This is a genomic window from Streptomyces pseudoechinosporeus, assembly GCF_054783935.1.
The window spans coordinates 37,096-48,599 of the sequence record NZ_BAAGPS010000080.1 but is presented as its reverse complement, the minus strand read 5'-3'; the positions used below and the strand labels follow the sequence as shown (position 1 = coordinate 48,599).

The window sequence follows — 11,504 nt, the reverse complement described above, 5'->3', positions numbered from 1 at the left end:
CGGTCCGGCACGTCAGACACGGGAGGCCCAGACGGGGCCGTCGGGGTAGGCGTACTCCTTGAGGGACTCGGGGTGCATCTCCGCGCCCAGGCCGGGCAGGGTGGGCGCGAGGTAGTGGCCGTCGGCGATGCGGACCGGGTCGACGAAGTGCTCGTGGAGGTGGTCGACGTACTCGATGACGCGGTCCTCGGTCGTGCCGGAGACGGCGACGTAGTCGAACATCGACAGGTGCTGGACCATCTCGCACAGGCCCACGCCGCCCGCGTGCGGGCAGACCGGCACGCCGAACTTCGCGGCGAGCAGCAGGATCGCGATGTTCTCGTTGACGCCGCCGACCCGCGCGGAGTCGATCTGCACGATGTCCACCGCGCCGGCCTGGAGGAGCTGCTTGAAGACGACCCGGTTGGCGATGTGCTCGCCGGTGGCGACCTTGATCGGGCTGACGGCCTTGCGGACGGCGGCATGGCCAAGGATGTCGTCGGGGGAAGTCGGCTCCTCGATCCAGTACGGCTGGTACAGAGCGAGGGCGCTCATCCAATCGATGGCGGGCTGGACGTCCCATCTCTGGTTGGCGTCGACGGCGATGCGGATGGAGTCGCCGACCGTCTCGCGGGCGGTGCGCATGCGCCGTACGTCGTCCTCCAGGGACGCGCCGACCTTCAGCTTGATCTGGGTGAAGCCGTCGGCGACGGCCTCGCGGGCCAGGCGGGCCAGCTTCTCGTCGGAGTAGCCGAGCCAGCCCGGGGTGGTGGTGTAGGCGGGGTAACCGTGCTCCAGCAGCCGTGCGATCCGCTCCTCGCGGCCGGGCTCGGCGCGGCGCAGGATCTCCAGGGCCTCCTCGGGGGTGAGGGCGTCGCTGAGCCAGCGGAAGTCGACCTGGGCGACCAAGTCCTCGGGAGACATCTCGCCGAGGAAGCGCCACACGGGCTCGCCGGCCCGCTTGGCGGCCAGGTCCCAGGCGGCGTTGACCACCGCGCCGGTCGCCATGTGGATGGCGCCCTTCTCCGGTCCCAGCCAGCGCAGTTGGGGATCGTGGACCAGGGAGCGGGCAAACGCTCCGAGGTCGGCGCAGACCTCTTCGACCGAGAGGCCCACCACGTGCGGGGCGAGCGCCTCGATGGCGGCGGCCTGCACATCGTTGCCGCGGCCGGTCGTGAAGGCCAGAGCGTGGCCCTCGAGTCCGTCGTCGGCGTCGGTGCGCAGGACGACGTAGGCGGCGGAGTAGTCGGGTTCGGGGTTCATCGCGTCCGACCCGTCCAGGTGCTCGGACGTCGGGAAACGCACGTCCAGCACGTCCAAGGCGGTGATGCGGACGGAGACCGGGAAAGTGGACGGGGCGGATGACATAGCGGCAACTCCTGTGAGGGCAGGGGCGATACGGCCCCTTGCGACGAGATGTGTGCGGCGGAGGGTTCGGGCGGCCTGGACGGCCGCCCGGTTCACTCCTGGACCTTGCCGCCCGTAATGCGCGAGATGGTCAGCGCGACCAGGATGATCAGGCCGTTGAGGGCGCCGATCCACTGCGCGGGGACGTCGACGACCCTATTGATGGGATGTCTTTATAGAGCTTGACTGGCGCATCGTCTAGCCCTTCGCTCGATCTGCCATAAACTCCCAGTTCATAACGCACTCAAGTATGGACGAGGATGCCCTTGAGGGCAAGATACATCCCATCAATCTCGGTCGCTCAAGTGTGGGAACTGACCATGAAGCGCCTGCCAGACATGGCATGTCTGGGTGCGCGCAATACGCATCAAGAGTGCGGTAAATGGGGCAAACATCTCGGCTGCGCGGTGTTTTTCATCCCTGCACGCTGGTTGACATCCCATGGCGACATGACCGACGTTCATGCGTGGCCCTGCATTCCCCCTGTCCCCTTCCGCATCAGGGATGTGTCCATGTCGAACTTGATCAACAGGCGCCAGTTACTGGCCTCCGCAACCTGCGTGGCCACGGCGGCCGTTGCCGGAGGTGTGTTCAGTGCTGGTGTCGCCGAGGCGGCGCCCAGCAGGTACACGCCCGACTGGAACTCGGTCGACCAGCACCCGCCGGCTCCGGAGTGGTTCCAGGACGCGAAGTTCGGGATCTACTTCCACTGGGGTGCCTTCAGCGTCCCCGCATACGGCAACGAGTGGTACCCGCGCAACATGTACGAGAGCGGGAACAACGCCAACCAGCACCACATCGCGACCTACGGCCAGCCATCAGCGTGGCCGTACCACAACTTCATCAACGGAGCGCGGGACCTGGCGGGCAACACCGTGAAGTTCGCCCCGAAGCTGAAATCGGCCGGCGGGAAGTTCGACCCCGAGGAGTGGGTGCAGTTGTTCGTCGACGCCGGTGCCAGGTTCGCCGGCCCGGTCGCCGAGCACCATGATGGCTTCTCCATGTGGGACAGCCAGGTCAACGAGTGGAACTCGGTGAAGAAGGGCCCAGGACTGGACCTGCTGAAGCTCTTCTCCACGGCTATCCGCGCCAAGGGTCTCAAGCTGCTGGTGGCCATGCACCACGCGTACAACTTCACCGGCTTCTACGAGTACGTCCCCACCCAGACGGACCCCAGCCTCAAGAAGCTCTACGGCCAGCTGGGTTCGGCCGCGGAGAACCAGCTCTGGTTCGACAAGCTCAAGGAGGTCATCGACCGCGCCCAGCCCGACATCCTGTGGCAGGACTTCAATCTGGACGCCGTCGACGAGCAACAGCGCCTGAACTTCCTGGCGTACTACTACAACCAGGCAATCAGCTGGGGCCGCGAGGTCGTCGCCACGTACAAGGACGGCATGAACGGCAAGGGCGAGGTCTTCGACTACGAACGCGGCGGCCCGGCCGATCTCACCACCCCGTACTGGCTGACCGACGACAGCATCTCCAGCAGCAGCTGGTGCTACACCCAGGGCATCGGCTACTACACCACCCAGCAGATGCTGCACTCGTTCATCGACCGGGTCAGCAAGAACGGCAACATGCTGCTCAACATCGCGCCGATGGCCGACGGCACCATCCCCCAGGCGCAGAAGGACATCCTGCTCGCCATCGGCGACCATCTGAAGCGCTTCGGCGAGTCGGTGTACGCGACCCGCGCCTGGACCGCGTACGGCGAAGGCCCGACGAAGATGGGCGGCGGCTCCTTCACCAGGCCCACGGCAGGCACCGCGCAGGACATCCGCTTCACCCGCAACAAGGCAAACAACGTCCTGTACGCCACCGTCCTGGGCTGGCCCGGCAGCTCGCTCACGATCAAGACCCTCAGCCCGGACCGGATCAACCTCTCGTCGCTGACCTCGGTGAAGCTCCTCGGTACCACCGCCGGCACCTACATCGACCTGCCCACGCCGACTCAGAACGCCTCCGGCCTCACGGTCACCCTGCCGTCCTCCGCGCCGTACAGCGCCAACGCCTACGTCCTGAAGCTCAACTTCTCCGGCACGATCCCCGGCCTGCGGCCGCTGGCCGGCGCCATCGCCTTCACGGACGTCGACTACACCGGCAACGCCGCCGTCCTCACCGTCGGCGACCACACCGCGGCCGACCTGACCGCGGCCGGACCGGGCCCGGGCACCCTCTCCTCCCTCCGGCCGGCCCCCGGCTACCAGGTGATCGGCTACTCCGGAGACAACTTCACCGGCGCCTCCTGGACCTTCACCGCCGACAACCCCGACCTCAGGGTCACCGGCAACAACGACCAGATCACCTCGCTGAGGGTCCAGTTCAACCCGGCGACGTACTTCCGGATCACCAACGCCACCAACGGCCTCGCCCTGGACAGCGGCGGCAACGTCACCTCCGGCTCCGACCTCAAGCAGTGGACCTGGAACGGCAGCAACAACCTCCAGTGGCAGGCGGAGCAGGTCACAGGCGGCTACTACAGGCTGGTCAACCGCACCAACGGCATGGTCGCCGACGGCTGGGGCGCCACCGCCAACGGCTCCGCCGTCCGGCAGGCCGCCTGGAACGGCGGCACCAACCAGCAGTGGGAGATCACCCACCGGGGCGGCGACCGCTATTCGATCGCCAACCGCACCACCGGCCTGGTCCTCGACGGCGGCGGCAACGTCGCCTCGGGCTCCGTCACCAAGCAGTGGACCTACGGCAGCAGCACCAACCTGCTGTGGACCTTCACCGCGCTGTAGCCGACGAAGCCCGCTGACAAGGCGCCGCACATCCGTTGTCGGCGGGCGGGCGGTCACACTCAGTGAAAGGGGCACGAATGCACAGAGATGGCATGCATATGACATTCAGCGCGTCGTGGTGGGGACGCGGGAGGCGTACGGGGGTGCTGGCCGCGGTGACCGCCTTACTGGCGGCGCTCCTGACCGGCTTGGGTGCCGCCGGGACTGCGCAGGCAGCCACCGTGGATACGAACGCGTCGTATGTGCTGGTCAACCGTGGCAGCGGCAAGGCGCTCGACGTGTCCGGCGCGAGCATCGCCGACGGAGCAGGCATCTCGCAGTGGACCCGCCATGACGGCGCCAACCAACGCTTCCAGTTCGTGGACTCGGGCGGCGGCTACTACCGGCTGAAGGCGCAGCACTCCGGCAAGGTGCTGGACGTCCTCAGTCACTCCACCGCCGACCATGCGGACATCGTGCAGTGGGGTGATGCCGACAGCGCCAACCAGCAGTTCCGGCTGGCCGATTCCTCGGACGGTCACGTCCGGCTGATCAACCGCAACAGCGGCAAGGCCGTCGAGGTCCAGAACGCCTCCATCGCGGACGGCGCCAAGGTCGTGCAGTTCACCGACTGGGGCGGGACCAACCAGCAGTGGCAACTGGTCCGCGCGACAGGAGTGCTCGCGCAGGTGCACACCGCGGGGCGGGTCAAGGACGCCGGAAACACCGTGCAGTACAGCTGGCCCGGCGTGTACTTCGAGGGCCGTGTCAGCGGCACCGGCGTGGGCATCGTGCTCAACGACTCGGCCGCCGATTACGACGTCCAGATCGATGGAGCCACCGTCGCCACGCTCGTCACGCCCGGCAACACCACGCACTGGATCAACGGCCTGTCGAACAGCACGCACACCGTCCGGCTCGTCAAGCGCAACGACACCCCGGGGGACACCAGCACCTTCGGAGGCTTCGTCGCCGCGCCCGGCGGTGCCGTACTGAGCAAACCGGCCGCCCGCAATCGCCAGATCGAGTTCATCGGTGACTCCCTCACGGTGGGCTACGGCAACCTCTCGACCTCCCGCGACTGCACCTCGGACCAGGTCAGGCGGACCACCAACGCCGACGTGAGCTACGGCGCCCTCACCGCCCGGCAATTGAATGCCGACTACCAGATCAATGGCTATTCGGGCCTCGGCATGGTGCGCAACTACAACGGAGGCTCGCCGGATGTCACGTACCGGACCTTCTACGATCGTGCCCTGCTGAACGTGTCCGGCGATGTCTGGCAGAACCCGGGCACCTGGCGCCCCCAGGTCGTGGTGGTCAACCTCGGCACCAACGACTTCTCGACCGCCGTCAACCCCGGTGAGCCGTGGACGCCGGACAGCCTCGCGGCCGCCTACCGCAACGCCTACGGCGACTTCGTCCAGAAGCTGCGCACGCGCTACGGGGCCGACGCGACCATCGTGGCGGTAGGCGCCGGCCAGTACGCCGGCCTTGTCCAGCAGGTGGTCAAGACGCGCAACGACGCCGGCGACAGCCGGGTCCGCTACTGGTTCCTCGACGACTCGGGCCTGGACTTCCTCGGCTGCGACTGGCACTACTCGGCCCACGACAACCGACTCATCGCCGACCGGCTCACCTCGTTCATCGCCGGTCTGCCGACAGGCCGGTGACGGCACCGACCGCCCAGGAGCACCACAGATCCGGCTACGGGACATCCGACTCCTGATGTGGTGCGGCTCGACCCGACGGTCGAAAATCCTGTTGTCGAGCGGGGCGCGCAGGCACCGGCCCCGCTCGGCCCCGCACCCGGCGGTCAGGAACGCACCGGCCGGGGCGCCGTAAAACGGAAGCGGACCTAGGCTGAAAACTGGCGGCTGGAAACCAGCCCTGACGGGCACAGCTGTCCGGACGGAGGCGTAGCCGCGTGAACATGGCCGGCAAGCAGGATGCCCGCACTGCCGCGCTTGTGGTGGGGCCGGACGGCGTGGTGAGCGGCTGGAGCGAGAGCGGGCGGCTGCTGCTGGGCTGGACGGCGGAGGATGCCGTCGGGCGCCCCGTGACCGACCTGCTGGCCGCTGCCCCACCACCCGGCTTCCCCGAGAGCTACGGCAGCGGCCCCGACAGCACGGGGCTCATCCCCCTGCGCCACCGGGACGGTTCCACGGTGGACGCTTTGGTGTCGGCTCACCCGCTGTTCGGCGCCGACGGCCAGGCGCTGGGCCATGCGGTGACCGTCCACCGCTGGGAACGCCGCCCCGTGATCGCCGACCTGGCCTTCGAACAGTGCCCCTTCGCTCTGGGCGTCTACGACCCTGAGCTGCGGTTCCTGTGGATCAACGCCTCCTCGGGCCGGGTGATAGCGCACTCCGAGGAGCAAGTGCTCGGTAAGAAGTACCGCGAGCTGTTTCCCGAATTTGACCGCGAGCTGTTTCCCGAAAGGGACGACAAGCCCTACACCGACAAGCTCGCCGAGGTAGCGAGGACGGGCGAGCCCGCGCGTCTCATCACCGTCTTCCGCCCGCTCGGCAGCGACTACGCCAACGCCTGGGCCACCAGCATATGGCCCGTCCGGGATGCCGAGGGCAGGGTCCGCGCGGTCGCCAACTGGGGATTCGACATGAGCGCCGAGTACTGGGCCCGGCAGCGCCTGCTCATCCTCAACGAGGCCAGCGGCGGCATCGGCCGGACGCTCGACGTGCTCGGCACCGCCCAGGAATTGGCCACGACCCCGGTGCCGGGATTCACCGACCTCGTCACCGTCGATCTCTTCGACGAGGTGCTGCGCGGAGAGGAACCGCCCCTTTCCCCCGCCTCCGCCTCCGGCGAAGCCATCGCGCTCAGCCGCGCCGCCCAGCACAGCGCGAAGTGTGACACCGACCGGGCTCCCGGGCACCCGATGCCGGTCAGTCACGCTCCCGGTTCCGTCGCCGCCCGCTGCATGGCCACCGGCAGGTCCACGGTTCAGCTCGCAGCCGAACCCGGCCAGGGCGGCGAATGGGCCTTCGGGCCCGGGCTCGCCTCCGACCCGGCCCACTGGCCACCGGGCAACCCGTTGATCGACGAGTCCATCGCCGCGGATGGGCTGACCTGCCGGATCACCGTGCCGCTCCGGGCCCGCGGCGCGCTGCTCGGCGTCGTCGCCTTCTCCCGCAGCGACCGGCCCGAGGCCTTCACCGCCGACGACCTGATCCTCGCCGAAGAGCTGACCGCCAAGGCAGCCGTCGCCATCGACAACGCCCGCCGGTACTCGCGCGAGCGCACGACCGCGCTGACCCTGCAAAGCAGTCTGCTGCTGCAGCAGCTGCCAAGCCAGGAGGCGCTCGAGGTGGCATCCCGCTACCTGCCCGCCGGGACCGGCGCGGAAGTGGGTGGTGACTGGTTCGACGTCATTCCGCTCTCCGGTGCCCGGGTCGCCCTGGTCGTCGGCGATGTAGTCGGTCACGGCCTGCACGCCTCGGCCAGCATGGGCCGGTTGCGCACGGCGGTCCGCACGCTCGCCGACGTGGACCTGCCGCCGGACGAGTTGCTGACCCACCTGGACGACCTGGTCATCCACCTCGCCAGCGACCTCCAGCCCGCCGGCCACTTCCAGCCGACCGGCGAGTTCGGGGCCACCTGCCTGTACACCGTCTACGACCCGGTCTCCCGCCGCTTCACACTGGCGAGCGCGGGTCATCCGCTGCCGCTCATCATCTCCCTGGACGGCACCAGGACCCCGGCACCCGCACAGCCGGGACCACCGCTCGGCATCGGTGGGCTGCCTTTCGAGGCCACCGAGCTCGAGCTGCCCGAGGACAGCCTGCTCGCCCTCTACACCGACGGGCTGGTGGCGAGCCGCGAGCGCGATGTCGACCAGGGGATCGCCGAACTGCTGCGGGTCCTGAACCACTCGGCCACCTCACTTGAGGCCCTGTGCGACACGGTGATGGACGCCATGCTCCCCGAACGCCGCACCGACGACGCTGCCCTGCTGCTCGCTCGCACTCACGCGCTGGATCCCCACCACGTCGCCGACTGGGACGTCGAGCCCGACTCCGCGCAGGTGCCGCGCGCCAGGAAGTTCGCCGTCGACCAGGTGGACGCCTGGGGCCTGGAGGAGGCGTCATTCGTCACCGAACTGGTTGTCAGCGAGCTGGTCACCAACGCCATCAGATACGGCGAGCCCCCGATCAGGCTGCGGCTGATTCGCGACGCCTCCCTGATCTGCGAGGTCTCCGACGCCAGCAACACCGCACCGCACCTGCGCCGGGCGCGCGCCTTCGACGAGGGCGGCCGGGGCCTGCTGCTCGTCGCCCAGCTCACCCAGGGGTGGGGTACCCGGCACACCACCGACGGCAAGACGATCTGGTGCGCGCAGGCCCTCACCGAGCCCGAGCCGCGATGAGATCCAAGCCCGGCGGGCCGTCGCCGGACTCCCGGAGGGCGGCGACTGCCTGCGCTCGAGCGCGAGCTGGTTGCCTGCCCGCGTACCGGTCATGCGCTGTGCGCACCGCACACACGCGCTCCAGACAGGTGCGAGCGGGTACGTCACACCGAGGTGATGATCAGCCAACGGCCCGCCGAGGCCGAGGACCGCGCCGTCCCGGGCCACTGGGAGGGCGAGCTCATCATCGGGGACGATCCGGCAGGGAACCGCGGAAGCCGACTCCCACGGGCGGAGCCAGCCGCACCCACGTCGCACACCCCTCGGAAGCCGAGTGTGGAGCTGGCTCTGAAGCGCGAATGTCGAAGCGCTTCAACAGTTCATTATTGCTGACGGACTGTCAATGATCCAACAAGAGAAAGCATCTCGCGGTAGGGACCTTGTTTTACGCGAAACTTGTCCGTTAACTTGCGCCTGGAGGTGAAGCGCTTCGACAGCCCGCCGCAGGAAGGCCGCCGCCATGAGTCATGAGTTGAACCGCAGAAGCTTCGTCAGTGCAGCAGCCCCGCCCTCACCCGGCACCGCTCCGGTACCGGACAGGGCTGGTATCTCGCCGCCCGCCTGGACGACGCCGACTACGCCGCCCTGGTCGGCCGCCTGCTGAAGGAGGCCGGCGTCGAACCGGACGTGCCGGGCCTGCCGGCCGGTGTCGAAGCCGTCACCCGGCACGCACCCCACGGCCGCCACTGGCAGGTCCTGCTCCACCACACCCCCGAGGCCGTGCCCTTGCCGCACCCCGCCCACGACCTGCTCACCGATGCCCTCGCGCACGAACTGCCGCCCGGCGGTTGAGCGGGCACTGACCTCGAAAGGGCCGACATGACCAAGGAACAAGGGACCCTCCACTGGGGGCACGAGGCCCTTCACCTCGAGATCGTCCTCGATGACGACGGCAGCCCGCGCCTCACGCATCTCGGACTGCCCGGCGAAGCGCAGAGAATCCCCGGTGCGTCCCTGCCCCTGGTGGAGGTGACGGCCGCGGGTCACGGCCGTGGCTGGTCGGGCAACCACCTCGTGGGCACCGATCTCGGCGGGCGTCTGCGCCACCGGACCCACCGCGCGACCCGCGACGGCGACTGGCACACACTGACCGTGCACCTCCACGATCCGGAAACCGGGCTGGTCGCGGAGGTGACCTACCGATCACCGGACGGCATCCCCGTGCTCCGCAGCGAGGTGACCCTGCGCAACGAAGGGCAGACCACGCTGCACCTGGAGTCGGTCAGCTCGCTCGTGGTGGGCTGCCTCACCCCGCAGGCCCCGGCGGCCATCGACGCCGCGGACCTGCTGTGGGCGGAGAACGACTGGCTCGCCGAATGCCGCTGGCAGCGACAGCCGATGCGCCTGACCACACCGTCCCTCAGCGGACGCGTGAGCTACGGGCACGGCAGAGCCGGCTTCGCCCTGAACGGACAGGGCACCTGGTCCAGTTGCGGACGCCTCCCCATGGGCGGCCTGACGGACCGGCGTACCGGCCGCACCTGGGTGTGGCAGATCGAGCACAACGGCGGGGGCTGGCGCTGGGAGTGCGGCGAGCGGGACAAGGCGGCCTACGCGGCGCTGTTCGGGCCCACCGACACCCACCACGGCTGGCGGCACCCCCTTGAACCCGGCGCCATCTTCCGCACCGTACCCGCCGCCTTGTCCTTCAGCGCCGACGGCGGCCCCGACGCCGCGTTCGCCGCGCTGACCCGCTACCGCCGCGCCCAGCGCCGCCCGCATGCCGACCACCAGCGCCTGCCCGTCATTTTCAACGACTACATGAACTGCCTGATGGGCGATCCCACGACGGAGAAGCTGCTGCCGCTCATCGACGCGGCGGCCGACGCAGGCGCCGAGTACTTCGTGATCGACGCCGGCTGGTACGACGGCGACGACGGCGGCTGGTGGGACAGCGTCGGCGCCTGGGAGCCCGCCGCATCCCGGTTCCCCGGGACGCGCGGGATCCACGAGGTGCTGGACCGCATCCGGGAGCGCGGCATGGTTCCCGGCCTGTGGCTGGAGCCGGAGGTGATCGGCGTACGCAGCCCCATGGCCAAGTCCCTGCCCGACGAGGCGTTCTTCCGCCGCGACGGCGCCCGCGTCACGGAGGCCGGCCGACACCACCTGGACCTGCGCCACCCGGCCGCCCGTGCCCACCTGGACCAGGTCGTGGACCGCCTGGTCGGCGAGTGGGGCGTCGGCTACCTCAAACTCGACCACAACATCGACCCCGGCTCCGGCACCAGCGCCCACCCCGGCGAGACCCCGGGCGCCGGCCTGCTCGGCCACAACCGGGCACACCTCCACTGGCTCGACGGCATCCTCGACCGGCACCCGCACCTGGTGGTGGAGAACTGCGCCTCCGGCGGCATGCGCTGGGACGACGCACTGCTGTCCCGGATGCAGCTGCAGTCCACGAGCGATCAGCAGAACCTCCAGCTCTACGCGCCCATCGCGGCCTCCGCGCCGACCGCTGCCACCCCCGAGCAGGGTGCCGTCTGGGCGTACCCCCAGCCGGAGGACTCCCTCGACGAGGTGGCCTTCACCATGGCGGGCGCGCTCCTCGGCCGGATCCATCTCTCCGGCCGCATTCCCGAACTCCAGCCGGAGGCCCGTGCCTTGGTCCACGAGGCGGTAGCGGCGTACAAGGCCATCCGCGCCGACCTGCCGCAGGCCGTGCCGTCCTGGCCACTGGGCCTTCCCGCCTGGGACGACCCCTGGATCGCCCTGGCCCTGCGCACTCCCGCCACCACCTACCTCACCGCCTGGCGCCGCCCCGGAACCGACGCCGCGGCGACGCTTCTCCTGCCCCACCTGCGGGACGCCGCCGCTCGTGTCGACCTGCTCTATCCCTCGGTCAGCCGGGCCGTTTCCGCCTGGATGCCCGACACGGCCGAGCTGCGCCTGACTCTGCCCACCGCGCCGTCCGCCGTCCTGCTCCGCATCACCGCGACGGACCCCGGCGCTCCCTGAACCACCCCCACGCC

At 69.4% G+C, this 11,504-nt stretch carries 6 protein-coding genes; 4 read left to right on the top strand and 2 right to left on the bottom strand.

Going from position 1 to position 11,504, the window contains the following annotated elements; all coding sequences use genetic code 11:
- Positions 1-12 precede the first annotated feature (12 nt).
- Positions 13-1,347: an L-fuconate dehydratase gene (locus tag ACYVO6_RS43855; RefSeq protein WP_461071620.1), complete on the bottom strand. Its 1,335-nt coding sequence runs from the start codon at positions 1,345-1,347 to the stop codon at positions 13-15.
- 551 nt (positions 1,348-1,898) lie between these two features.
- Here ACYVO6_RS43855 and ACYVO6_RS43850 point away from each other — a divergent pair.
- From ACYVO6_RS43850 to ACYVO6_RS43840, 3 genes are all read left to right on the top strand, one after another.
- Positions 1,899-4,130: an alpha-L-fucosidase gene (locus ACYVO6_RS43850; RefSeq protein ID WP_461071618.1), complete on the top strand. Its 2,232-nt coding sequence runs from the start codon at positions 1,899-1,901 to the stop codon at positions 4,128-4,130.
- Between the two features lie 98 nt (positions 4,131-4,228).
- Entirely contained in the window at positions 4,229-5,782 is a 1,554-nt protein-coding gene (locus tag ACYVO6_RS43845; protein WP_461071927.1) for an RICIN domain-containing protein, read from the top strand.
- A 260-nt stretch (positions 5,783-6,042) separates the two neighbouring features.
- Positions 6,043-8,496 carry a SpoIIE family protein phosphatase gene (locus tag ACYVO6_RS43840; RefSeq protein ID WP_461071616.1) on the top strand — a complete coding sequence of 818 codons (2,454 nt, stop codon included), beginning with the start codon at positions 6,043-6,045 and terminating at the stop codon, positions 8,494-8,496.
- Between the two features lie 504 nt (positions 8,497-9,000).
- On the opposite strand, the gene ACYVO6_RS43835 is transcribed toward ACYVO6_RS43840, so the two are convergent.
- Positions 9,001-9,369 (bottom strand): hypothetical protein, encoded by a 369-nt coding sequence (locus tag ACYVO6_RS43835; RefSeq protein ID WP_461071614.1) that lies wholly within the window; start codon positions 9,367-9,369, stop codon positions 9,001-9,003.
- Between ACYVO6_RS43835 and ACYVO6_RS43830 the strand changes: the two genes are divergently transcribed.
- Entirely contained in the window at positions 9,355-11,490 is a 2,136-nt protein-coding gene (locus ACYVO6_RS43830; RefSeq protein WP_461071612.1) for an alpha-galactosidase, read from the top strand. The two genes, ACYVO6_RS43835 and ACYVO6_RS43830, sit on opposite strands and share 15 nt — an antisense overlap.
- Positions 11,491-11,504 lie beyond the last annotated feature (14 nt).

Bases quoted from the DNA above. Each gene is read 5' to 3' on its own strand.
- ACYVO6_RS43850 (WP_461071618.1), top strand. From the start codon at position 1,899: ATGTCGAACTTGATCAACAGGCGCCAGTTACTGGCCTCCGCAACCTGC.
- ACYVO6_RS43840 (WP_461071616.1), top strand. From the start codon at position 6,043: ATGGCCGGCAAGCAGGATGCCCGCACTGCCGCGCTTGTGGTGGGGCCG.
- ACYVO6_RS43830 (WP_461071612.1), top strand. From the start codon at position 9,355: ATGACCAAGGAACAAGGGACCCTCCACTGGGGGCACGAGGCCCTTCAC.
- ACYVO6_RS43845 (WP_461071927.1), top strand. From the start codon at position 4,229: ATGACATTCAGCGCGTCGTGGTGGGGACGCGGGAGGCGTACGGGGGTG.
- ACYVO6_RS43855 (WP_461071620.1), bottom strand. From the start codon at position 1,347: ATGTCATCCGCCCCGTCCACTTTCCCGGTCTCCGTCCGCATCACCGCC.